The sequence below is a fragment of the Methylomonas sp. HW2-6 genome, assembly GCF_052474525.1.
Genome location: NZ_CP184122.1, coordinates 79,637 through 104,314, shown reverse-complemented (window position 1 = coordinate 104,314; position 24,678 = coordinate 79,637). Strand labels below are relative to the sequence as shown.

Here is a 24,678-nt window from a genome sequence, read left to right as displayed (position 1 = left end):
TCGCAAAATTGGCCGTTGGATGCGGTCGCCAATGACCGCTTTGTAGATCTCCAGTTCCCAGGCGCTGGATTTAGCTGACTGACTGGTTTGGAGAAGTGCGACCGTCAAGTTTGGGTCGTTGCTTCCCTTTCACTACCCATCCTGTAAGCACATCAGGTATCTTTTTGCCCACTCTGAGTAATGATTAGCTAGCTGCATTTTACAATCGCCAACTCATCCCACTGGGTTGTATAGCGTTTTGACATGCGTTCGGGCTGGAACTGCCAGCTTTTGTTTAATCCTGTGGCGGCTATAGATATGGACTTAGGAAACCGATGGTTGATTTTATCGAAGCAGGCCATTAACTCTCGCTCCTTTGAAGATTTTGGGTTGGCAAACAAATCCGTCTGACCAGGCATGGTATTGGGGTAAAGGCCACTTAATTGGATTCCGCATTTCTGGTAACGGTAACCCTCCTTGTAAATACCCTGCAACAACTGCTTGGCAACATTGATCAACCTGCGTGTATCTTGCGTGCCTATTGCCAATTTCAAAGTTGCTGAACGTTGATATTGAGGTTCTTGTGGATTAAACGGGTTAGTCCTGATAAACACGGTTAAACGATCTGCTGTCGAATCCTGTGCTCTGAGCTTTTCCGCTGCCCGGCTGCAGAACTCGGCTAAAGCTTCCGATAATTCCTTCAAATTTTCTAAAGGCCGCTTAAAACTTCGGGAACACATGAATTCTTGTTTGTCCTGCGCTATTTCTGCAAGCTCCAGGCAGGAAATGCCATTTAATTCCATGATCGTTCGAGCCAAAACAACACTAAACTGCGACTGCATTCGTTGAACGGGCTGCTGCGCCAAAGTCCAGACGGTGTGAATGCCGAGTTGCGAGAGCTGCTGGCTTAGGCTTGAACCGATACCCCAGACTTCATTGACCGGTAACAGGCGCATTAACCGCTCCCGCCGTTGAGGGCAGGACAAATCCACAACACCGTTGGTTTTAGGCCATTTTTTAGCGGCAAAATTTGCCAGTTTCGCCAACGTTTTAGTCGGCCCCATTCCGACGCAAACTGGGATGCCGGTATTTTTCTGGATCGATTGTTTAATAGTGAGACCATAACCGATAGGGTCTTGCTGACAAATCCCGGTCAAATCTAAGAATGCCTCGTCAATCGAATAAATTTCGGTGCTCGGTGAAAATGTCTCTAATAATGACATCACTCTGGATGACATGTCGCCATATAACGCGAAATTTGATGAAAATAGATGGACATCATGTTTTTTAACCAAGTCGGCCACTTGATAAAGCGGCACCCCCATTTTGACACCGAGGGATTTTAAAGCCTTGTTCCTAGCGATAAAGCAACCATCGTTATTGCTGAGTACGCCTACCGGCTTATCCCATAAATCCGGACGGAATACGCACTCGCAACTGACATAAAATGAGTTGCAGTCCACTAAGGCAATCAGGGGTCGCGGCGGCAGTGCAGAAAGGGAATTGCGTGGGTCGGACATATGAATAAGCTTTTTAAGTGGCGCCAAAGTATACTTTTTGTTCTAATTTATTAGGGAACTTCATTCCCATGAATTTGCTGCGGCGTTCTGCCATCCAGGGTTGGAACATTTTTTAGCTTGTCCAGCATGGCTTCCAGCTTCTGAAGGTCACCCTTGACGATCTGTTGTTCCTCGGGCGTTAATGGCACCTCCTCAAGATAACGGTGCAAAAACGCTTTGGCCGCCAGTGCTTCACCCTTGACCGAATCCTTGGGTATATTGAAGTCGCAGCCAGCGCAGGCCATACGGTGTGGGCAGGTACTCCAGAAGGGGTTTGAGCAATAAGAGGAGCCTAAATCATAATATCGGTAAGGCTCACCCTTGGCTGCGGCTCCACTGACCACGGCTGTATGGTCGATAAGTACTTCGATTAGGTGTGACATCTGATCAGCTTTCGCAAAAGCGCCGGCTAACTGCGTAGGTTTCGTGCGAATATAGTACAAAGTAGATTTTGGACTGCGATGGCCTGACCATCGCATCAAATCAAATAGGGACATCCCTTGAGGTACGCTAGCTAAGGCAGTGACAGCCGAGGCCCGTCCCCTGTGGCTGCTGATTTTGCCTCTGCTGTCCTCTACAGGCAATCCGGCTTTGGCGCATAACATCGGGATGATCGTATCATTGATTGCCGAGTGTCCAATCGTCTTGCCACGGTACTGAAACAAAAACCGTACGCGTTCACCTGTCTTGGGATCGATTAAGAAACCTTGTTCAGGCCGAATTGCTTCCCATTCAGTGATAAACTGCCGGACGATTGCACTCACCGGTTTTGCGAAGGCGGTGAAGGTTTTGCCGGCCGGCACATCTAAATAGCATAATGTACCGGCGGCAATTGTTGTGCCGGTCGTTTCATCAATAATGGGATCATTTTGGGCTCGCGCACAGCCGACGCGAAGGCGGATGATTTCGTTCTGCCGCAGTCCGGCATGAGTCCATACGACGCTGATCGCCCGCAACATTTCTAAGGGATACCAAATCTCACTCAGTTTATCGTTCGCTTCAAGATTGAGGCTGGCCCATACCAATTTGAGCCAAAAATTGTCGTCTATGGCTCGCGGATTGGGGCCGCATAATCTCAAGATTGAATTCGGTGTGGCCAAATGATAATACGGATTAAACTTCAGCCGGACCCAGCCCCAATGTTGAATGTCACGGAAGAAACGCCGCATGGCATACAGTACGGAGCGTTTGGAATTAGCGCCAAGCGGCGTTCCTAGATTAACTCGCCCAGTATAGTCGAACGAATGAAGCTGCCATTCGCCAACCTTGAGCCGATTTAGGGCTGCGAGAAAATCAGCACAGGTTTCGACCGTCCAATCCGCCGGACTGGTGATTTCTGGATGAATTTGGGCTAGCCACAGGCCAGCACGCAGAATATAGCTGTAGTTAGACTCCCGTGTTTTAGGTTGCAAGGTCGATGTTTCCCGCCATCGCCGGCAATAATCGACCCATTGCGGCGCAATACCACCACCGCTTTTTTCCTTCCATGAGACATAATTGCGCATCCGGAGTGGCTCGGGCAGGATTCCCAGTGCGGCCAACCCGTGGGAGAGCTTGCCGATACCGTGAGCTTGGGCGCTGTACTTTTCACGGGTGCGTTCCAAGAGTTCGGTATCGAAACTTTCTAGGTAGGGGTTGCGGTTTTCCAGCATTACCGCTGCCAGGATGGATGGAAAATTCTGTTGCAGATTAACTTTGCCATACCCAATTTTCTGTAAAGCCTGATGTAAACGCCCACATTCGCGTTCGAAAAGTTCTTCTCCGAAAATCAATCGCCCAAGACCGGATAAATAAAATATAGGGCCAATGCAATGGACGAGGCGGAAATCGCAAAGAAGATAAGCATTCGCAGTGATGAAAAGTCGTGCGCTTGAGTGGATTAATGGGTGGCGGACTAAATCAATCCAAGCCTGCTGACTCCAAGCCCAGTAGGGCTGCTGAGTTCGCTGAATCTCTTGCAGGATGGCGGTCTGAGCTTTGGCGTGCCTTTCTAGCAGGCTTTGCTTCGAACTCAAAGCCGCCACATCCCGTAGCGGCAAATAAAGCCTTGGCACAGCAGCTCTAACCCTCATGGTATTACTCCAACTGACCAATGAACATTCTTCAGTTTCCGATAGATATGGACTTCGATCATACTGAGCCAAATCAAGAGGCCATTGCCAATTCTTCGCACTTACAGAATCTAATTGAGCCATAGGGCATTACTCCATCTTCGCAAATAAAGCCGCGTCGATTTTGGCATCGGCATAACGGATGGCCTCAGTCATCCGGTTTAGTAGGTCTGCGCCGGAAAGATGAAGGTACATCAATGTCGTTTGCGGGTTGCGGTGTCCCGCATAGGCACTCAGCTCATGCAGTTTCCAGCCAGCTTGTGCGAGGTGAGTCAAACGCAGATGGCGCAAGCTATGCGTACTAAAGCCCTCGACACCGGCCTGTTTTGCCAAGCCTTCGACAATCTTGCTCCAGGTCCATTTCGAAATTGGCTGACCAGCGTTGCGGCGTGATTCGGAGAAAAATACTAATCCGGCTTGCTGATTGATCCGATGACGATAAACCAAATATTCGCTCAATGCATTTCCAGCAGTAGCGGCATAACAGACTGTTCGAGGTGTACTGCTCTTTGTGGTTTCGGGTCGAATACGAATGAGGCGATGAGCAAAATCGAAATCGGTGACACGCAAGTTCACCAATTCTTCACGCCGCAAAGCGCCATAATAAGCTAGCGCGAACATCAATCTATTTCGAAGAGATTCCTGAGTAACCGCTTCGATGAGTTTTTTCCAATCCTCTTCCGAGGGAATAGCAGGTAGTAGTTTAAGTCGCCGAATCAAGCCGTGCGCAAATCCAGGATGGTAGTCGCTATTTCGATTCAGATAAGTGCCACGAGGGACTGGATTAAAGTCCCGAATATCTTGGTAAACCAAATGGTCATACCACAGGCGAACTGCCGTAAGGTACTGCTGCATCGTAGCATTCGAGTGGCGGTATGACGTTTTTCCATCCTGAGCATCGCCACCCAGATACCGAACATAAAGGGAGACGTGCTCCAGCGTGGCTTTTTCGGCTTCCACTCCCAAGCCTTGGCAAAATCTAAAGTAATTGCTGAGTGCGCGCGCATAGGCGTCGAGCGTTGCGTCGGCACGTCCCAAGTTACCCAGCAGAACCAGCCATGATCTACCGTACGGGTTTTCAGAAAGAAAGGGGTAACGTTCCCAAACGAGATTAGTCATGAACGTGTAACTCCACTCGGAACTAAATCTGTTCACCAGATTATGGCACCAATAATTTTGATTCCAAATAACTTACTACAGCGTGTAATTGGACGAGAATAGCTGGATCTGATGCTGATCCACCAACTGCCGCACCTGAAACAGCGGTACGCCCATTTTGATACCCAGCGCTTTGACTTCATTGCTGCGGGCAACGATGCAGCCATCGTTGTTACTGAGTACGGCCACCGGTTTGCCGATCAGATCGGGCCGAAACACCCGTTCACAGCTGACGTAAAAATTGTTGCAATCGACCAGGCCGATCAGCTTGGCTGGTGGGGTAACGAACTCCGTCACACGGCATGAATGACGTTGGTCACCACACCCCAAACCACCAGCTCCAGGTCGTCGTGGAGTGGAAAATCGGGATAGGCCGGATTTTCAGCGCGCAGTTTCCATTGCTCGTCTTCCAATACCAAGCGTTTGACCGTCAGCTCGCCATTCAACGCGCAGATCACGATTTTGCCTGAAACCGGCTCTATCGAGCGATCCACCACCAGAATGTCGTTGGGATGGATGCCGGCCCCCAGCATCGAATCGCCTTGAGCACGGACAAAAAAAGTGGCTGCCGGTTTTTGCACCAGCAGTTCGTTCAGATCAAGGGTTTTGTCGACATAATCCGCTGCCGGCGACGGGAAGCCCGCAGAGACTTTGCTGGCGAATAATGGCAAACGGCATGCAGACAGTGGCCGCTTAGGCGTCAAGATGGCAGGTTGGTCCAGATGCAACCCAGCAAACGCGCGACGCTTCAACTTGAACTGTAACGGCAGATTCGACATCATCGCTCCATGGCAACTTCTAGGGCTGCATAGTCTACCGTCGAAAATGCATTTGTTCTATATTTGTTCTTTATTCGCGTGTCAGTCATGTGCGGTCGCTACAGCCTGACCACTGACGCGGCAACCTTGGCCGAGCATTTTCAGGTGTTGAGGCAGATTCGATTTCAGCCCAGCTACAATATCGCGCCGAGCCGGAAGATTTTGAACATCGTCGAGCTCGATGATGGCTCGCGCAAGGCGGTGAATCTGTTTTGGGGATTGGTGCCCTCCTGGGCGAAAGACAGCAAAAACAGTTCGCACCTGATCAACGCCCGCATGGAGAGCCTACGGGAAAAGCCCTCGTTTCGCAGTGCGTTTAAACATCGACGCTGCTTGATACCCGCAGACGGCTTTTACGAATGGGAACGCCGTAACGGCAAACAAGCGTTTCACATCCACCGCGATGATCTTCAGCCCTTCGCCTTTGCTGGATTATGGGAACAGTGGCAGCACGAAGCCGAAACCTTGTATTCATGCACCATCATCACCACCGCTGCCAACGCATTGATGCAATCGATTCATGAGCGGATGCCGGTGATCATTTCGCCGGAGCATTATCACGACTGGCTAAACAAAGCTGCAAATGCGGACGATGTCTATGGGTTATTCGATAAACCATCCTACACCCACATGGTTGCGACACCGGTTGGCGATTGGGTTAATAATCCTCGGCATGATGATGAGCGTTGCATAGCACCGATTTAGACTAACGCGCAATGTTGGCGTCAATCACAGTTGACGCTACACTTTCATCAAAGAAGTCAAAAGCAGGTAATAGGCGTGGAAAGAATAATATTGGCGCTGTGGATATTCTGAAGTGGGGCCTTTGCAGCGGGTGATGAAAAGCTTTGGCCTGAAGACAAACCAAAAAACTTTTGCCTAGATCCATCCTTGGAGACCAAAAGCGAAAATTTAGCTAAAGAGCATCCTGAGGATGAGCGATTGGTGAAGCTTGTAGCCTTGCGTTCTGGTTTATGTAATCTGGTATTAAAAAACATCGTTCCGCTAAATACTGCCATCGATATATTTGATGCCGAAAAGGAAAGCGAGATGCAAAAACGCTTACAAGAGGGACAAACCAATAAAGGGGATATCGTTCTGTAAACGACTCGAGAATGAGCAATACTTTTTCCAGAGTTTGTGTCGCTATCGACCCAGGCTGTGTAGAATCGCGAGATTTATTAAAAAATCTCGCGGCCAATTAGCCGGGAGTGTAGATGAAGCGCTTCATTCAGAGTACAGACCGAACTTAGGTAACCCTATTTCCTGAGCAATTGGACTTTTCGCCGCGGACAATCCTATTCGGGTCGTTGATGTCTTTGTTGAACAACTCGACCTGGACAAATTAGGATTCAAAGGGGTTACGCGTGCCTAGAAAATCGACAACCTACTAGTTAGAGTTTGTTACGCTGCGTCTTGCTCAGATCATTACCCAAAAATATTTCACATCAAGTTTGTTAGCCAACCCATTGAAGTGTGCCAAATCGCCTAAGTCACGCAACAGATTGTTGCTCCATATCGACTTGATATATCAATAAAAACTGAAACAATGCTCCCCCACAGCCAACACGACTGGTTTGATGGAGGATCTGATGAAAATATTATTAGTTACTATGACCGTGCTGTTTTCTGCGGCGATTCTGCTGATCGCAGGGTTTCAGCTAATTCGCTTATGCGTTACCGAATTGGTGGAATTTGTCTTAGAAGCCTGGCGAAGTCCCGAACTGCAGTCGACTAATTAATGTAATCGTAATCTAGCAAGATGCCTTTGGGAAAACTGCCGATCATCATCGTACATAGGGAACCGTTGGTTTGAAAAATCCACAGAACGGCTCGATAAGAAAATGAAAATAACAATGAAGTAGGCAAAGCATTTGTTCTTGAACTCTGAGCACCACAAGCCCTTATTGTCAGATCAGCAACCTATCAAACGATTTATTGTGATATTGATTCAGTTCCAATACAAATTCCTCATGGAGCGGAGAAATGCGCAACAGTTATCAACAGCCAATCATAGTTATCCACAACATTCCGTGTTCAAACTGCGTTAATTTCGTTGTTTGCGAACACTATTCCCGTTTTTTTTAACCATCAAGACCGTAGTAGCGCTCCGTTTATTCCGTTTTAAAGTAACATGAAATAAACGAATTCAAACGGTAACTCACTGAAATAAATAAAGAAAACCAGTTGGACTGAGATTATAGTCTTTTTATAGTATTAATTAAGTCTTTCTAAGTACCGCCGCAGTCATCGGCGGGTAAAACCAAAATAATTTCGTTAAATCCAATTTGAGTTGACTTTGATACCCATTTCGGAGAACACAAAGATGACATGAAATATATTGCGGAGCAGTATGAATTAATGGCTCTACAGCTAATTTCTTACTCCGTAATCTAACGACATGAAGCTAAACGCCGCATTCGACATTTAAGGTGATCCCATCCCAGAAGCATAAAGAAACCACTAATTTCTAGTTTCCGCATGGATTCTTTAATAATTAGGGACCAGAATCATCCGTAGTGTCGCGACATCAAACCTACCTTAATTACACCAGAATAAAATCAATAGGTTATATTGCTTTTTCTGCTAAAAGCAGAGGTTGTTAGAAAGTCCCTAAGACTAAAACGGTTGACTGCAATTGTCTTACAACATTAGGATGTCTGCCCTGCCCTGCCCTGCCTAACGCAGCAATTGTCTACAAAACCCATTGCTTTCTCCGTAGTATAACGACATTAAGGATCGTTTGTATCCTTGGGTTTTTTACAGGGGTTTAGCCAATTATTTACCGTAGTCATGCTACATGAAGATCAATACCCTACTTATCTAATATTTCTTTTGGTGCCATGTCCGGTACCGGACACCAATCCGTAATAACGACTGTGTACCCTGGTATGCCTCCATAAGCGTTATGTCGAACTCGTAAATAACGCACAGCAACCTCTACTTTTCTTACTACCGTAGTAGCACTACATAAAGAAATGTCCAATTTCAACTCAGCGGTACCCTGCTAAATTTTAGGAACTTCAACCTCCAAGAGACAATTTGCCGCAAAATTAGGCGATATCAGCTGCTTACTCCGTAGTAGTACGACATAAAAGTAGTGTTGGGGCGAGAACGAATTCGTTGCGAATTAGTTCTGTTTGATCCTCTTAACCGCGCAATTTTTTGTTGGTACGATTTAATTGATAAGGATACCTTCTGTCCGGCACCGGACATTTTAACTAAGGATCACATCAAATCTCCGTAGTATTGCTACACATAAGAATTATTGAATCTTCTAAATTCAAGCTCAGGTAACCTCTGATGAATGCTATTCTCGTGAGGAATTAACCTTTAACCCATTGATTTTACTAGTGATGGAATTTGAGATATCGAATTTTCGTTGGCCCCAAGTTCTACTTTCTCTCCGTAGTGTCGCTACATTAAGGTACTTTCTAACCCATTCAATTGAGCTTAATTTACTGGTATGTGAATTAAAATCAGCTAGTTACGTACTCAATAGAGCTCGAGGAAGTATAAAATTTCAATTTCTTTCTCCGTAGTAGGGCTACATGAAGGATATGCTTAATTAGCACGCCGTTGAAGAACTGGTTGATAGACGTTTGCGCAGTGCAAAAATGACTAAATATTGCTGACTGTTGCAAAGAGTGCCAATAGGGATAGACTCCCTAAAGTACCAAAGATATAAATTCAACAGCCTGCTAACCCAAACTTAACGAGCCTTTAGTTCACCGTAGTTTCAGTACACGAAGAAAACAACTGAGCAAAATCGGCAAACGACCTCTTCTAGTTGATAAGATTTTCACCCATACAAGGATCGAAAATCAGGACTCTATATTGATTGCCCTCGGTACCACTAGCCATCAGCGTCAATTTAGCTTTGACCACCGCGGTGGATTAAAGCAGAAGTGAAAATTGAGGCCAATTAGAGTGCTTCCGCTGTCTTTATAGGTACTGCTTTAAGCGACAGCTAATATGCCGCGATAGTGTGTATGGAAGGGCTGCAGATACATAAACTGTCCAAGGAACTGGGAAAGCGCGTTAGGGCCAGACATGGGCATCCGAGATCAATGCTGGTATCAGTTCCAGAAACAATTGAGCTAACTGGCTTGGTATAGCGGACATTTCAGTGTTTCACCACCCAAAAATCCGTAGGAATTATTCCTGTGTCGCCAAAGAGAATGGGCTAACTCAAGCGTAATTAAGGTATGTGAAATGAGTTTGAGAGAAATCGCGTATCTGGTCGGTGCAATCAATGCACTACGGGTAAGACATGGCGGATTAGATTGTACGGAGATTCCTCGTGCGATTAGGGTCTTAAGCCAAGAACCCACAGTAGTGCTCAGGCTGTCGCAGCCGGAGTGCCAAGGGGTGCTCTTTCCTTAAGGCAGGTGACGAGGTCAAATTGGGTAGAAATTTAAGAAATTCTTAAGTCAAAATTTTGTCCGGTGCCGGACACTTCTTGAGTTGATAACGTTCTTACTCAGTATTACGAATAAATGAAGTATCTGCTACGTGCATTCAAAATAGTCCGAGAATACCGAATGGATGGTCGCGGTAGCTTTGAAACATATAACGTATGCCCTGCTCTGTTTGAAGTTAACGAGGGAATTAACGTTTGGCAGATTCAGAAATTTCATGACTAGAGCAGTTCTTACAAAGAGATCCTCTTCAGGTCGGAAAAACTAAATACTCGTTCATTTAATTCTTCCGCCGCCTTGAAAATTCAAGAACAAAAGGTTCACTTCTTCCTGTGCCGTGTATGACAAAATCGCACCAATCAAACTGGTCACGAAGTTGCTTTAATACTGCTTCCATACGCGGCCGTAAACGGGAACGATCGCCATGCCAATGGATCACATCCGCTATGTATTCAAGTTCTTTTTTATAATAGTTACCTTGGGTGCAAAGAAAACGATAAAGTGCCCTACCGTTTGCTGAGGATATCTTCCGGCGCATTTTCCAGTTATGAAAGGTTGCCTGTTCCCTAAGCCACTTAACCATAAGCGGTGAGAATTGAGCAAATATCAACCCGTCTTCTTCATAAGCACGCCATTGAATATCGACTAGTCTGATCGTTTGGCCATCCCAACTTTCTCCAAGGTATAAATCCTTTTTTCGTGTTTCCAGTTCGATGCTGACGTGGGCAAGCCTTCTTATTGATTCAATAGTTGCTTTGTAATTCAGACCCGAATCATTGATACCAAGTTCTTTGTTGATCTGTCCTACTGTTGCGATCATAACTTGGACAGTCAGGTTTCCCCGCTCATCGTTTAGCCATGATGAATCGTTAAGAGGAACTGGTAATTTTGATCCTTGCCCAATTAAGCGCCTACCCGATAACTGAAGCATTGCGAATAAAACATCTTCGTCCTCGATAGTCACTGGTGGTCCAAAACGTCTGCCCCGACCAAATGGCGTTTCAAACGCGAATGCCAAATCTTTATCAAGCATGTTGCGCTGACAACGTGCTGGAATTGGAACAAAAATTGGTAAACGCGCTAAAAGAGTTGGGATGGCATTCGTATCTGAAACAGATAGTGAAGTGAATAAACCTAATTGCTCTGCTTCTAGTAAACGTGCATCAGCAGCCTTCACTAACTTTCTACCGATCCCCTTTATTTTTTTTCGATTTTCAACAGGCAGAATAGGTGTAGCTTCATTGACTATTGTATTCATCGTCGCTAAATCAATTGCCTGTTCTTTATCAGCGTCGAATAAATCCTTTTGTCGTTGGTTCGACTCTGCAACACGCTTAGCAAGGAAACTGTCCATTTTAGATTGCGAAGCTGCCATTCATAACTCCAATATAGGTCTCAAACGGTATATCTAGTAACAAGTATGATCGTAAAATACTAATTGGTCAATGTACAATACACTAAGCAGTGTGGTACTATCAAGCGTATAGTACAGTTAGGAATAGAACTGTCCGGTACCGGACACTTAGGAATCGACTCTAAAAAAATAGGGTGAAAGCAAAATGGCAGCAGAACAGATCACAACTATACCGGATTACGCAAAACTGAAAGTACTCACAATCGGTAATCATAAAGGTGGAGTAGCAAAGACAACTTTGTCAAAGTTGTTGACAGAGTACAGCGTCCGTGAAGGGAAACGAGTGCTGGGCATTGACATTGATCCACAATGCAATTTCTCCGCAAGGTTTGTACAGATGACAGAAGACGGCGGTACGCCACCTTTTCATCCAAATTTTGATCCTAAGGATCCGACATGGGACGAATTACCATATGCACCGCCAGGATATTGGTCCATCGCGGAATTTTTCCGATTAGGATACGCAGAACCTTATCCCACAGATCATCCTACTCTAAGTTTTATCCCATCACACAAAAGAGAATTGACATCCTTTCTCGAGCAAGTTGAGAGGAATAGTATTCAAGAAGCCGTTGTGGAGCATATGAGGGCTATGTTGTCGATGGAGTATTACCAAGACGAGTTCGATCTCGTCATTATCGATACCCCACCCCAAACCTCCGCATTAACAGCATCAGCAGCTCGTGCAGCCACCCACCTATTAATACCCACTGAGATGCAAGAAGATTCCGTTGCCGGTATGGCCGATATGGCGCAACTATGGCAAGCCGAGAATCAGGTGCGCGATACCAATAAATTACAATTGGTTGGAATCCTGGCAACAAAATACGATCCACAGTCAGCTGCCCAAAGAAAAACAATGGAACAGCTAATTCAGAATGAAGTATTAGGGGACAAGTTAATTTACCCACCAATGCGTTATTTACAGACATATGCTAATAGTTCTTCAACCTTTGCGAACCCGCGCTCACTCTTTGAGATGCACGAAAATACACCAGCTCGAAATGAGGCAGAACAATTTTGCAAAGTAATTTTTGAGAGGATCTTCAAATGAACGAAGAAGGACTACCCAGAAAGCCGGGGCTTTTAAAAAGAAATGCAGTAGGCGTACAACCTGGTACGATCTCAAAAGTAGCCGCGCAAATTGCGGCAGCTGAAAATGCAAAACAGCAAGAGTACGAACTACGGCAAGTACCGTTGGCAGATATTCAGCTATGGGAAGATCAGCCAAGGACATTTCATTTAACGCTTAGTGACATCTATCGTGGATATATCCAAGAGGATGATCCGTATCGAATGAACAAAACCGAGGAGTTGGAAGGCATTATCACTTTGGCGATGAGCTTAAAGGAATTTGGTTTGCTTAATCCACCAATTGCATTTGCATTGCCTGGAAAACACGTTCAGTTAATGGGTGGGCAGCGTCGAACGATGGCTGCTATTTTCGGTTTATTTCACCTGGAAACAATCATTGATGAGGAGGAGAACAGAGTACATGAGCTAACCATCAATCCGGAGCCGGATTTAACCCTCTTGCATGTTGAACGAATTACAGTAAAGGTATTTTTACGGAAACCACAAGCACAAACGGTAGAACGCTTGGGCATCATCGACAATGTTCAACGTGATGATTTATCTATTGGTGACAAACTACGGTGGCTGATAAAGTTCTCAGCGCATCAAGAAGAAAAGGGTAGGGCAGTCCGGTGGCGGGATTTGGTTGATACCTTAGGGCTTTCGAGATCGCAAGCTTATGAATGGATGAATGTAGTCCAAACGCGAAATGATGAATACGTTAGACAGGTCATCCAATTCGTTATTGAGGGAAACGCATCGTTTGCGAGGTTACTAGAATTAGCTAAAGCGGACTCTGACCAACGAGCTCATCAATTTCGCCAATGGTTTGGTGAAAGAGGAGGGCGTGGCAATACGGCAAAGGTTTCCCTGGGGCACACGACAAATCTAAATGCTCTGAAATCGTTGGTTCTAGCTAACGTCGACGACGATCATTTGGAAGAGTTCAAGGCTCTAAACTGGGATGATCCTAAAAGTGTAAAGAAAGCCTTTGCAACATTTTTAGACTATTGGATAGAAAAAAATGGCTGATGTTCGTCCCCAGGGTATCAAGGCAAATGCATCAATTAGGAAAGTCACTGTAAAGCTACCAGCGACTCTTAAATTGTCGTTACCAGCCAAGATATTGGCAGATGGTTATAACATGCGCCAGAAAAGTAAATGGGTTGTCGAAGCAATACAATCCTTATTAGCAAAGAATGGATGGGAAGGGGCTTTGCTTTCCGAATTGGTTGTCAAACCAAATTCACAAGATGTATTCAGTATTCCAGACGAATTAGTTGCAAAAATCAATATGGAAGCTCATCGAGTAGCATTGCAGAATCCCAGTCTTAATGCCAATCAATCTACAATTATTCGGGCGGCCATTAACAGGCGGTTAATAGGCTTTTTCCAAAAGCCTGAATGACTATGGATTGAGTTTCTTCCGAAACATTCGTTTACCAGAAGATCGGCGATAAGTGTAGGTGATGAAGTGCATTGCTTTATTCTAGATCAAGTCAGTTGAGCTACTTGGAAGAGGGGATGTATTAAGGTTATTAGAAATAACTATAGAACCCTATTATCTTCGCAAAGGAGTAGGGCATGGCCATCGTTGCAAACCACCCGCGAATATCGACCTTAGTCGGTATTCCCAAATAAATTCAAGCATTCGTATGCAGGCCGCGTTGTCGTGGTCGCGTTCGGTCACATCGAGCCAAATGTTTTCCAGGCTTTGGCCGAGGTCTTGGTGCCGCGATTCCGCCATCTCCACGAATGCTTAAGGAGGCTGCCATGCTTGTGCGAGCACGTAGGGCTGTAATGAAAAGTAGTGATTAGTTGACTGGTAGGCGATCTATAGACAGCGTCTATATCACTTGCTCGAAAGAAGCGAAGAGATAGTGTCCACTTATAATCAGGTGGGCACTTATGAAGGAGCAGACTACTCGCTTATCGCGCCCATTGATTGCAGGACACGGGCGAGATGGCCGATGTCTTTATGATCCGGAAGCGAAACGGGAACTGGTCCGAATCTGTTTGCAACCGGGACTATCGGTTGCCAAGATCGCGTTAGAACACGGCATCAATGCCAATCTGCTGCGTAAATGGATAGGCTTATACCAAGAAGCAGGCGCCTCTGTCCGGCACGGCACATTAGCGTTGCCGACCTTTCCGCCAACATCCGCGCAACTGGCAGGATTGAGTACACGAACTTCGAGCGCTCAGCCTAATAAATGGAAAAAGCAGGGAATGATTTTTGCGATAAACCATGGCGGCGTCGATTATTTTCCGGATTACAGGCTGGACAGTGCGGGAGGCTTGCCGCCAATAAAAGTCATGGCCAAGATCATTGGAATCTTTAGAGGCCACAGGAACAGCATACTGGATTCACACGGACAACAGCTTTTTGAGGGCAATCGACCTCAGAATTTGTTGCCGCGCCGGAGCGGGTGGCCGAGGCTGCCATGGACGAGGTTCAGGAACTGGCGCATAGTTAAAGGATGAGCTTCTCCGTTACCTGTCGATAAGGAAAAGTTTTCGCACCCAGTCCACCACATCAGCTTCATGTTACGGTCATCTCGCTTACGAAGGGTGAGGTTTTCCACAGGCTCCATCTAAGCGCCAATCCGATCCGAGCATACATGGGAATGTGCGTTTTAGTCCTATTCAAGATAAATTGTGTAAACCTTTCCCGCGCTGTAAGGTGGGACGGCGATGAAATGTGCTTGCATAGAGAGAGTGTTTCACGATGTCCCTTACACAGCAGGTTTTAAGAACTTCGAAAATGGCAAGTTAGTTGACCAGGTTCATTCAACTGTTATGGTCAATCAGTAGTTTCAACTCATCGATACCGAGAAGGACCAATATCCGGCCACAGCAAGTGGGCCGAGGTCTTCCATCATCACTGTCCACAAATCCAAGGGCTGTGCCGAATATCCAGGCAAGACGATTCCACACGCGCTGTCGTGGATTTTGGTAACTGCATTCCTATTAAGTCGGAAAGGAATTCACGCAGCTTGTTGGGCGACGCCGAAGCTTACGACACACTTTTCGGATTAGCCGATCGAATAGGTGTCAATATCAAAACCTAATGCAGCACCGCTCTCTGGCCCCGTGCGGCTTGCGGCGACATATTTGACGGACTGTCATGAAATAGGCAGGGGGCCAGATAAGAGGGCTTTCGCATTTATTCGGAGTAACCGGAGCTAGATTGGTCGTTAAAACGGGGGAGGGCCGCAGAATTCTTTTGATATTCACTTGGTTATAAGACTGCACAAATATATCAAGGTTTAATGCGGCTACTGCTGATAAGGATAATAATCAGTAGTAGAAATTATTATAAGTTAATTAATTCAGTGAATGACTGAATTAATTATTTTGTATTAGTGTCACCAAACGTCCGGAAGCCAGGGCAACCGCGGGAAACAGCCAATCATCCTTGGTTGAGCGGAAGAGAGGGACTTGCTTAGAAAAATTTGGGATGCGTCGCTACACAAGCGCATATAATTACCCCGCAACTATGTTTTTTCGCGCCCGCGAAAACACTTTATCTAGCCCTGTGCCGGTTGGCGGTCTAATCGCCAGATTTCCCCAAGGCCCGCGAAGTCGCATAAGATCTCGGAAAAAGCCCGCACCGATTTGAAGAGACTTTGGCTATATGGTGTTAGAACACATGGCATCCAGAGGGCGGATCAATATCATCAAAGGATGCTCGGCGTTTTGAGTAGATCGCGGAGAAGCCCTATTTATATCAGGCCGTTGACTATATCCGTGCAGGGTATAGACGAAGGATTTATGGTGCCGACAGCATCTTCTATTGCTAATTTTTACCTTTTCGAGGGGATGGGCAAAAATAGCCATTTTTATCGGATCAATGGCGGGATAGTCGAAATTATGGCTAACTTAGGTCACCAGGATAATGGGGACTTGCTATAGCGCTATCGGCATAATCTAGTCAAACCGCCATCCATTTCTAAATCAAACCAAGGCATCGTTTCCGGAACGATTATGCTCGTTTTGAATGACTGCTTTTGGACGTGGCAACTTGGCGCAATCGACCCATTTCGGCTATTCAACTCGACCAAAAGCGGCAGTTAATGAAAGGCAGCTTTTTTGGTATATCAGCAAGTAACTTTCTCTATTGCCGACGGTGAAATATATTGTTTTCTATCCTAAATTTTGACCCTTTGGAGTTCGAGTCCTATCAATAACTGTATGGTACAGAGATTATCGAATACAATTGTTTCTAACAAATATGATGGGTAGATATCTAGTTTCTAGCCATCTTTACGAATCGTTTGTTATCCAGTGCGTAATTGCACGCACTTGCACACCCAAGTGCACGCACCTAAGTGCATTACTTGCACACCCACGGTCTGACAGGTGCACAAGTAATAGATTTTAGGTCCTTAAGACGTGTTTTTACCTTTCAGCTTCCGCATTGATTCACCCTTGAGCTCTATCGGATGGGCTCGATGGACGATCCGGTCCAAAATCGCGTCCGCGACCGTGGCGTCTTCGAATAATTCGTACCATTTATTAGTCGGGTATTGACTGGTGAGGATTAAGGAGCCGACCATCGATTGCTGATCCAGGATTTCTAAAAGTATCGGCCCTAATTGAGCGGGTACGCCGCCAATGCCGACATCGTCGATGATTAACAACGATGCGCTGATTAATTGACGTCGCAGTTTGGGCAAACTGCCGTCGGCCATCCCCAGGGTTAAATTCTCAAATAAGCGGGTTGCGGTCATATAGAGCGTACTTAACCCTCGCCGACAAGCTTGTTGACCAAAGGCACAGGCGATCCAGCTTTTTCCGGTGCCGGTCGTACCGGTCAGAATCAGGTTTTGCTTTTGCCGCATCCATTCACCGGTCGCCAAGGTTTGTAATTGCAAAGGGTCCAGGCTACGCTGATTCCGGTAATCGATGTCTTCGAGTACCGCCTGGGAGTAACGGAGTTTGGCGTTTTTCAATAGTCGTTCGATCTTGCGGGCGTCTTTACTCAACAACTCCTGCTCGATTAACAAACCCAGACGTTGCTCAAACGGCATGTCGGTAAATTTCGGCTCGGACTGCTGTTTTTCCAAGGCCTCGGCCATGCCGTGTAGGCCAAGCTGCGCGAGTTTATGGGGTATGGTTCCAGCGATGATCATTAGGGTGCCTCCGATGTGGTGGTGAAATAATCGGCGCCACGCAAGTTCTCGTGTTCAATTACCTTGACGGTGGGCACCGTAGACTGTCGACTATCGGCATTGGTACGAATAATCCCCCTTAGCCGGTCAAAACCCAGGCAATTCAACCGTAGTGCATGGGTACAAGCTGATTCAATGCGCCCCTGCCAGTTGTCTTTCTGGGCTTCTCGCCTTAGTAATTGCGCGGCTTTCAGACGGCTGGCAAAGTGGCGCTTGTCTTCCAAGCTACGTTGCAGAAACGTCACGGTAGACGGGCCGAGGGATTGCGCCCAGGTTTGTAATCCTTCCAGTGTCCCTTCGCGAAACAAACGATGGTTGGGCGGCATATGCTCGTCCAAGGTGGTTCGGCCTGGGCCAATTTGGCGGATATGCGATGCTACTAGCTGGCGTTGGTAGTAGACGTGAACAAACTCGTCGTTGGCCCGAATATCGACGTGTTGATGGGCGTAGGTATACAGCACTGAATACTGGTGTTGCTCATAGTCAACATGGTAACTTTCATCGACTCTCACCTGGTAGCGCCATTGGCTGTAAGGATAGGGGTCGCTGCGAAGCCCTTCTAACACCGGTGCATCCAATTCGAAAAAGCGTTGGAACCGACTATTCGGATAAGTGCGAGTGGTACGCTCATTGAGTTTTTCCATCCAGTAGCTGATGGCGGTATTCAATGCGTCCAAACTAAAGAACACTTGATCGCGTAACCGGGCCAGCACCCAACGCTGCACGATTTGTACGCCGATTTCGCCGAGTGATTTATCCTTAGGCTTACGCGGTCTAGCCGGCATTATGATGAAATCGTAATGCTCGGCAAGTTCCTGATACGCGGAGTTGAGCAATAATCCCTGCTTGTTGTTCTTCAGCACGGCGGATTTTAGATTGTCCGGGACGATGTAACGCGGTACGCCGCCGATGTGCGCCAACATGAGCGTGTGAGCCTTGAGCCAGTCGGCGATTTTCTGGGATGCGACGGCAACGGCAAACAAATACCCGGAAGCGCCTAACACCCCGACAAATACCTGGGCGAACCAGACTTCGCCAGTTTCAGCGTTACGAATCGGCATAGTGCGCCCGCAAAAGTCGACGAAAATGTATTCGCCCGGATAATAGATTTGCCGCAGACTGATCTTACAACTGCGTTTCCAGGTTCGGTAACGGCGGCAATATTGCTCGTAGGAAAACCCCTCTTGATTGCGTTGGCGATATTCGTCCCAAAGCAATTGCAAGGTCATATCGCGCTGCTGCAATGAGGAATGCACCTGAATCCAGTCTGGAACAGGTTTTCGAGAATCGCCCGACTTTTTATCGCCGAACAACGCTTGGTAAAGCTTGCCGTCATCCAAGGCGTGGAGGTCAGCCCATGTCAATTGTTTTCCGAGCAACACCGCTCGGACCGCTCTGACGGTATTGGGTGAAATGCGGCAGGAGATGCCAATGGAGCGCATCGAAAGGTCTGGGTCTGCCAAGAGTCGAATCACTTGGCGCAAAGTGGTGATGGATATTTTCATTGTCATTCCTTCGCAACGGGCGTGCGAAATCCTTCGCCCGTTGCGATGTATTAAAAAATGGGTTTTGGAACAGACGGCCGACTTGACGCCGGCCTGGATTAGATCGACAATGAAATCGTCATGAGTGTATGAATTTCTTGACGGTTTCTTGAAAAGCCCGGGGTTGCCGCCCTGGGCTTTTGTCGTTCTGAGTCTGTGAATTATTTGGGCTTGTCAGTTAGTTCATTCGTTGGCTCCTGTTCTTTATTAGTTTGTGGGAAAGATAAGCGCTGTTCGGCTAGCCAACGTGCAACATCCTGCGTCAACGCAAAACGGCCACGCCGGCCCTCAATTTCGAATTCCACTACCGGTATCCGTTGCCGCAAACGGGCTTGGCGATAAGCCGCCGGATTGGTAAATCCCAACAATTTCCAGAGGTCGCGACTTGCCAAGAGCGGGCCGTACAGGCGAGTCAATGTTTCCAGCAATTCCTGTACTAATGGCTCGATTGGCTCGGGTTGTGTCATGTCACGTTCGGTAGCAATTTTTGATGCGCAATAGGGTAACTGATGTACGCTATCCGCGAAACAGGAGAGATTGAGCAAAGTTTTACCCTAAAATGGCAAGCCTAGATCAATTAAAACAAGCATTTATCAATTTTCGCCTCGACGACGCGAAAATAAATTATCTGCAACAATTTGCCAATAATCCCTATGATCGTCGTCTTATCAATCGACTAAGAACACATTATTGGTATGTTGGCCTCCAGCAGAAAACCCAATTAACCACCGCGTATCAGCTGGAAAAGCACTTCGAGCCGCAGAACAATATTGGAACACCAGCGAAGAATAAATGGAGCAAATATCCAGCCGGAAAACACAAGCCAGGTCCCACATTGATTGCTCTAGTGGACGCCAAGGCGCCGGGTTCCGCCCGAGAAATCAATCACCCGCTCTGGGAAGTGCTACGTCTGGGCGACCGGGCGCTACCCAAAATCGATGTCTGGCTGGAAAAGCTGGAGCCGCGCGTTCAAGCCATTGTCTATGGCGCTTCGAAGGAGGGTGGTATCAGCATCGTAAAGCAGCGTCAGTCTTACTCATCGGAACTACACCGCAAGTTGCTCAAATTAGGCAATCTCGACGCCTTGACGGCCTTAGTGTTGTATTGGCGAGAGTCCAAACAACGGGGGAATCATGACCACAACCGCTGGCAAGCCGAAGATATTTACCGGTTGTTACTGATGATGGGGGTAGACTTTTATGACAGGCGTATCGCTGAAGAATTGTATGTGGTGTTTTTAGCCCAAGTCTTTTGCCAAACCGACTGGGGCGACAGAAAGTTCGCGGTCAACCCTGTTCACTACTCATGGGCCGTCGAATTGCTGCATAGCACGCTTTATCGGCTACCGGCGCAGTCGGTCACATCCTGGACTGATCGTTGCAAGCTTATGTATAAGCTATTGGATGGTCAATACGGCCTTTACGCGCGATTCGGTCTAGACATCGTGCTGAGCCCGAACTGGCGCTATGGACCACCCACCGAGCGGCAATTGATAAGTTGGCAGACTGATTTCATGACATGGCAATGGGGCTGGATACACCTGTGTATGGAAACGGTGGGATCGTACGGTCAGGATTGGCTTTGGTTAGAGCTGGAGAAAGAATGCAATACTTTTAGGGGAGCACAAAATCAAATTCGATAAAAGATAAGTACCATCTGGCCAGCTACGACACCCAGTCGGCGCTGGCCAGCCTCACCCAAAACCTGGCCGGCACCGCCCAGGACAACACCTGGAGCTACACCCGTAACCAGGTGCAAGACATCAAGGCGGCCAGCTGGACTAACGACAGCTACCAATGGACCGGCTACACCAACGGTATTGGCAAATACACCAGCAACGGCCTCAGCCAATACGCAGCCGCCGCTGGCACTGCTGTCATCGCCTGATTCTTCGTGGCAGAAGCCACTTGACGCTGGGTGGCCAGATAGCTCAAAAACGTCGCGATCTTGGCCGCCGCATCCTCAAACAAAGCAGCCCTTTCGCCAGTCGATGAAACTTCATGAACTTGTTTGATCCACTCACAATAGGTGCGCTCGGTATACGGCGGATAATGCTTGATCCGCACGATCCCAATAACATCTTCCAGCAAGATCGGCGATTTTGTGCTTGACTTCAAATGATTAACAAATATAGTGAGGCGCTTATTATTTATAGAGGCAATTCCTTCCGAATCTATGGCGAATATAAGGTTATTAAGGCATGTGTGTGCGAATCGGCTGCCATCAGGGCAAAAGCGCCCGAAAAGACCCGGAATATCAACTTGTCGGGCAGATTTGCCTGATAATCGATAGTTAAATGCGGGCCAATCTCAAAAGGCTTAGAAAACAATAAAAGATGATTGCGAAGAAACGGCAAATAATAGCTGAAGAAATCATGAAAATATGCTATTACCTGGAGGGAAAAACCTTGCAGGTTAACATGCGTTCAACCAGACAAGGTTTTTCCCTCCAGGTTAAGCCATGATTTTCAGCGTCAGTCGAGTTTCTTTGCTTGAATCAGAATTGTTGTTTCGAAATGTCGCTACGGCATTTAACCAGTCGTTCAACCTGACCAAAACTCCGCTTCGCTCCATTTTGGCAGGTTAACTCTATTCGTTAGTCACTCAATGAACTCCGACGCCAACACTATGCTCTCTGCTCTAGCTGCTTTTCGAGACACAAAAAAGTTTCGGTGCATCGAGCCAGAGTTTCGTCTTATCAATCCGTCGCCCGCATCGGTAACACAACCTATGGTGGCCGCACTCAATGAGTGCGCCACAGACCTGTCGTTGCTCGTGCAACGTGGTGCACAGCCGACTCAGCTCAAAGCTTGTATCGCGACCTCACTTCGTTCTGTCGAAAAGCCGTTCGATACCGAAGACCGAGAATATCTCTGCTTCTACTACAACCAATTGGGACAATGTGTGGGCGTCAAAGTCGGGCCATTGTTAAATCGGTGGCTCTATGGCTATTGGCTATCAACTCTGTTGCGGTTCTTCAGTCGTGGCTAACCCTGCGCTCAACCTCTCTCCCTTCGGTCGCTGGACGCTGCGCGATAAAGCCGCGCAGCGCCGATTAGCTCTACGTTGGGCGTCATAAACCATGGCTCTCTCAACCGTCGTCCTTGTGATTGCGGTTACCTCCGTCATTCTGTGGGGCGTCGTGTCGGCTGGTCGTTTACCCGGGCCGTTTGCTAGCCGGGGCTGCCAAGGCAAGGGCTGGCGCGAAGCATTCCCCAATGCACCCAAGGCCGAAATTCGCGAGTTCTTGGCGCTCTTTGTTGATGCGTTTGCTTTCCCAAACAAGGAGAAGTTGAAGTTTAGCCCCAACGACAAAATCTTGTCGATATATCGGGCACTTTACCCAAGCCACTGGATACCGGACGCTCTTGAGGTGGAAACCCTTGCGAAGGACATGGAGGCAAATTACGGGTTGCCGTTCGCGAGCGTCTGGAGCGAGAACCTCACGCTCGGCGAACTCTTCGCAATCACTAGAAGCGGTCAGCCACTAGGCGCCCAACCCTCCACGCTGCGCGAAAAGCCGAGCAGCGCCGATTAGCTCTAAGTTAGGTTCCAAAAACATGGTTCGTACTGTTGGCACAGATCCCGGTGAAACCAAGCTCCTCGAAGATGTCGAGAAATTTGGTTGGCATTGCCTCAATATTTTGGCTGAAGGCGAACTGCCCCCTTACTCGTTCACTGTTGGGCTGTTTCACTCTTATCAGCATCCCGAACTCATCATTTTCGGGCTGCCTGCTAACGTAGCGCATCAAATACTGCATATCGCCGCAGAAGCCATAAAAGACGGCAATCCCATTGGTCTCGCGCTCCCCACAGAAGAACTGCTGGAGGGTTATTCATGCTGTTTTGTCGAGGTTCCTATTTCCCACTATCGCGAAAACGTGGGCTTTTGCAGGTGGTTTTATGAGGGTGACGCCTTCCCACTATACCAAGTCGTTTGGCCGTCTCGCGAAGGCCTCTTCCCTTGGCACGCTGCGGTATCCGAATCGTTTCGGTCAATTCAACCCGTATCAGGGGCGACACGGCATGGCACCTAACATACGTTCGAGGTATCTGGTTCGCCGCAGGGAGGCTACGCTGGCAAGCCGGCGTAGCCTCCCTCACTTAGCACTTTATGTTTCTTGGAGAGAACTAACATGAGCATGGATATAAATGTATTTCTAAATGAGTTGGACGATTTAATTGTTCCAATTTGGTTACAAAAAATGCAAGAGCTCGGCATGTCGTGCCAAATTCATCCTGAGTTCTCGTTTAGCAAGCATTCGGGATTTTTGCCTTTTAAAATCAATATACAGGACCATTCACACCCTGAATTAATAGGCAAAGATTACTATGCAGGATTTGAGTTCTATTACGACGATTTCGATGTCAATAAGCATATAAAGCAGCCTAAGCAATCTTGGTTAGATAAACTCCTCAAAAAACCAGTACCGGTTGCATACTTCGCTAATGCGGAAATAGATCAACATCTTAAAAAGTGCACGAAATCAACCTTATTCAATTTTGGCTCATCGGATACTTTTGATCTGAGAATGGCATTACTTGCATCTGCAACAATCACTGAGGTAACGAAAGGTATATGCTGGCAAGCGTTTTCAGACACGTGGCCTAGTAGTGATACGATAGTTTCCCAAGCACTTAAAGAAGTGTGCGAGTATGAAAATTCATTAACGCCTGAAGAATTCAGAGTGCATGAATTTAAAGGATGGTCATGAAAAACATAAGATGTTTCTCAATCCAACCAGCTTCCGCTATGCTTCAGCGTTCGGTTTAGCTCAGTGTTATGCTAAGGAAAGGCTATGAGTTTTCTTGAAGAATGTTGGGAAGAGCGGGAAGAAAAAGCATACAAACAAATATTTGGTGATACTGGACTAGGCATTTACCCATTATCAACCGAGATATTTAACCGGATGAATGCAGATGCCGTTGACCCTCGCTGGTTGACGCACGGTGTATTTAAATGCCCTCCAACTGAAAATAGAAAAACATGGGCATATATTACATCTGGTATGTCAAATCCATGGGAAGCCGAATCCCCAGAAGACTATTCAGGTCAGGGTGTAGAGTTTCTGATGGAAACCAATGAAGAAGAAATGTGGGCTGTTGAGGTGTTACAAACTTTAATGGCGTATAACTTGCTGCTTTTTGCCGGGAAAATAGGGGATTATCCGCCTCTTGATTATGGGAACCGTGTTCCTCTCACTTTATCAGCGGGTATAAAAACCATGATGTTTACACAACCAATTAATTTTCCGAAAAGTTTTTCTATTAAGTCAGGGCGAGTTGATTTACTGCAAGTGGTAGGCATTACTCCGGCAGAACTAGAATTCGCCAAGAAAGCATCGTCAGATGAGCTAAAGGAATTAATTGTGACAAATACAGGTGGGCTTTTCACCAGTAAAGACAGAGTAAGTGTTGTCTAAATCG

At 47.0% G+C, this 24,678-nt stretch carries 22 protein-coding genes and 2 pseudogenes; 14 read left to right on the top strand and 10 right to left on the bottom strand.

Annotation, left to right across the window (positions count from 1 at the left end; translation table 11 throughout):
* Positions 1–188: 188 nt before the first annotated feature.
* The 5 genes and pseudogenes from ACH518_RS00550 to ACH518_RS00530 form a co-directional block, all read right to left on the bottom strand.
* Positions 189–1,499 carry a Y-family DNA polymerase gene (locus ACH518_RS00550; protein ID WP_445369476.1) on the bottom strand — a complete coding sequence of 437 codons (1,311 nt, stop codon included), beginning with the start codon at positions 1,497–1,499 and terminating at the stop codon, positions 189–191.
* A 50-nt stretch (positions 1,500–1,549) separates the two neighbouring features.
* Positions 1,550–3,733, bottom strand: coding sequence for a hypothetical protein (locus ACH518_RS00545; protein ID WP_445369975.1), 2,184 nt, complete (start codon positions 3,731–3,733; stop codon positions 1,550–1,552).
* Positions 3,734–3,739: 6 nt separating this feature from the next.
* Positions 3,740–4,768, bottom strand: coding sequence for a tyrosine-type recombinase/integrase (locus ACH518_RS00540; protein ID WP_096876916.1), 1,029 nt, complete (start codon positions 4,766–4,768; stop codon positions 3,740–3,742).
* A 78-nt stretch (positions 4,769–4,846) separates the two neighbouring features.
* Positions 4,847–5,074, bottom strand: a pseudogene (locus ACH518_RS00535) (Y-family DNA polymerase); the annotation flags it as partial.
* Positions 5,075–5,100: 26 nt separating this feature from the next.
* Positions 5,101–5,586: a LexA family protein gene (locus ACH518_RS00530; RefSeq protein WP_096876934.1), complete on the bottom strand. Its 486-nt coding sequence runs from the start codon at positions 5,584–5,586 to the stop codon at positions 5,101–5,103.
* Between the two features lie 87 nt (positions 5,587–5,673).
* Between ACH518_RS00530 and ACH518_RS00525 the strand changes: the two genes are divergently transcribed.
* The 4 genes and pseudogenes from ACH518_RS00525 (at position 5,674) to ACH518_RS00510 (ending at position 7,367) form a co-directional block, all read left to right on the top strand.
* Positions 5,674–6,330: an SOS response-associated peptidase gene (locus ACH518_RS00525; RefSeq protein ID WP_445370122.1), complete on the top strand. Its 657-nt coding sequence runs from the start codon at positions 5,674–5,676 to the stop codon at positions 6,328–6,330.
* A gap of 186 nt (positions 6,331–6,516) precedes the next feature.
* Entirely contained in the window at positions 6,517–6,729 is a 213-nt protein-coding gene (locus tag ACH518_RS00520) for a hypothetical protein (protein ID WP_445369974.1), read from the top strand.
* A 113-nt stretch (positions 6,730–6,842) separates the two neighbouring features.
* Positions 6,843–6,997, top strand: a pseudogene (locus tag ACH518_RS00515) (IS5/IS1182 family transposase); the annotation flags it as partial.
* A 220-nt stretch (positions 6,998–7,217) separates the two neighbouring features.
* Positions 7,218–7,367, top strand: coding sequence for a hypothetical protein (locus ACH518_RS00510; RefSeq protein ID WP_157198352.1), 150 nt, complete (start codon positions 7,218–7,220; stop codon positions 7,365–7,367).
* Positions 7,368–10,326: 2,959 nt separating this feature from the next.
* Here ACH518_RS00510 and ACH518_RS00505 read toward each other — a convergent pair.
* The gene (locus ACH518_RS00505) at positions 10,327–11,421 is read right to left on the bottom strand and encodes a hypothetical protein (RefSeq protein WP_157770386.1); all 1,095 of its coding nucleotides are present in this window, start codon (positions 11,419–11,421) and stop codon (positions 10,327–10,329) included.
* Positions 11,422–11,605: 184 nt separating this feature from the next.
* Between ACH518_RS00505 and ACH518_RS00500 the strand changes: the two genes are divergently transcribed.
* The 4 genes from ACH518_RS00500 (at position 11,606) to ACH518_RS00485 (ending at position 15,018) form a co-directional block, all read left to right on the top strand.
* Positions 11,606–12,514: a ParA family protein gene (locus ACH518_RS00500; RefSeq protein ID WP_096876921.1), complete on the top strand. Its 909-nt coding sequence runs from the start codon at positions 11,606–11,608 to the stop codon at positions 12,512–12,514.
* On the top strand, positions 12,511–13,566 hold the full coding sequence (locus tag ACH518_RS00495; protein WP_096876922.1) for a ParB N-terminal domain-containing protein: 1,056 nt from the start codon (positions 12,511–12,513) through the stop codon (positions 13,564–13,566). Before ACH518_RS00500 ends, ACH518_RS00495 begins: the two co-directional genes overlap by 4 nt.
* Positions 13,559–13,942, top strand: a complete 384-nt coding sequence (locus ACH518_RS00490) for a hypothetical protein (RefSeq protein WP_096876923.1) — start codon at positions 13,559–13,561, stop codon at positions 13,940–13,942. The genes ACH518_RS00495 and ACH518_RS00490 overlap by 8 nt, the downstream gene beginning before the upstream one ends.
* Positions 13,943–14,442: 500 nt before the next feature.
* Entirely contained in the window at positions 14,443–15,018 is a 576-nt protein-coding gene (locus ACH518_RS00485) for a transposase (protein WP_269770679.1), read from the top strand.
* Between the two features lie 1,904 nt (positions 15,019–16,922).
* On the opposite strand, the gene istB is transcribed toward ACH518_RS00485, so the two are convergent.
* From istB to ACH518_RS00470, 3 genes are all read right to left on the bottom strand, one after another.
* On the bottom strand, positions 16,923–17,669 hold the full coding sequence (istB, locus tag ACH518_RS00480; protein WP_445370120.1) for an IS21-like element helper ATPase IstB: 747 nt from the start codon (positions 17,667–17,669) through the stop codon (positions 16,923–16,925).
* Positions 17,669–19,213, bottom strand: coding sequence for an IS21 family transposase (istA, locus tag ACH518_RS00475; RefSeq protein WP_445370119.1), 1,545 nt, complete (start codon positions 19,211–19,213; stop codon positions 17,669–17,671). The genes istB and istA overlap by 1 nt, the downstream gene beginning before the upstream one ends.
* A 200-nt stretch (positions 19,214–19,413) precedes the next feature.
* Positions 19,414–19,719 carry a hypothetical protein gene (locus tag ACH518_RS00470; protein ID WP_445370118.1) on the bottom strand — a complete coding sequence of 102 codons (306 nt, stop codon included), beginning with the start codon at positions 19,717–19,719 and terminating at the stop codon, positions 19,414–19,416.
* Positions 19,720–19,811: 92 nt separating this feature from the next.
* On the opposite strand from ACH518_RS00470, the gene ACH518_RS00465 reads away from it, so the two are divergent.
* Positions 19,812–20,894 carry a hypothetical protein gene (locus tag ACH518_RS00465; RefSeq protein ID WP_445370117.1) on the top strand — a complete coding sequence of 361 codons (1,083 nt, stop codon included), beginning with the start codon at positions 19,812–19,814 and terminating at the stop codon, positions 20,892–20,894.
* 163 nt (positions 20,895–21,057) lie between these two features.
* Here ACH518_RS00465 and ACH518_RS00460 read toward each other — a convergent pair whose 3' ends face one another.
* Entirely contained in the window at positions 21,058–21,342 is a 285-nt protein-coding gene (locus ACH518_RS00460) for a phage integrase N-terminal SAM-like domain-containing protein (RefSeq protein WP_445370116.1), read from the bottom strand.
* A 516-nt stretch (positions 21,343–21,858) separates the two neighbouring features.
* Here ACH518_RS00460 and ACH518_RS00455 point away from each other — a divergent pair.
* The 5 genes from ACH518_RS00455 to ACH518_RS00435 all read left to right on the top strand — a co-directional run bounded on the left by ACH518_RS00455 (position 21,859) and on the right by ACH518_RS00435 (position 24,674).
* On the top strand, positions 21,859–22,242 hold the full coding sequence (locus ACH518_RS00455) for a DUF4844 domain-containing protein (protein ID WP_445370115.1): 384 nt from the start codon (positions 21,859–21,861) through the stop codon (positions 22,240–22,242).
* A gap of 91 nt (positions 22,243–22,333) precedes the next feature.
* Positions 22,334–22,789: a hypothetical protein gene (locus ACH518_RS00450; RefSeq protein WP_445370114.1), complete on the top strand. Its 456-nt coding sequence runs from the start codon at positions 22,334–22,336 to the stop codon at positions 22,787–22,789.
* 22 nt (positions 22,790–22,811) lie between these two features.
* Positions 22,812–23,288, top strand: coding sequence for a DUF4262 domain-containing protein (locus tag ACH518_RS00445; protein WP_445370113.1), 477 nt, complete (start codon positions 22,812–22,814; stop codon positions 23,286–23,288).
* Positions 23,289–23,387: 99 nt separating this feature from the next.
* A complete protein-coding gene (locus ACH518_RS00440; RefSeq protein ID WP_445370112.1) occupies positions 23,388–23,966 on the top strand; it encodes a hypothetical protein in 579 nt (192 codons plus the stop codon).
* A gap of 84 nt (positions 23,967–24,050) precedes the next feature.
* Positions 24,051–24,674: a suppressor of fused domain protein gene (locus ACH518_RS00435; protein WP_445370111.1), complete on the top strand. Its 624-nt coding sequence runs from the start codon at positions 24,051–24,053 to the stop codon at positions 24,672–24,674.
* Positions 24,675–24,678: the final 4 nt, after the last annotated feature.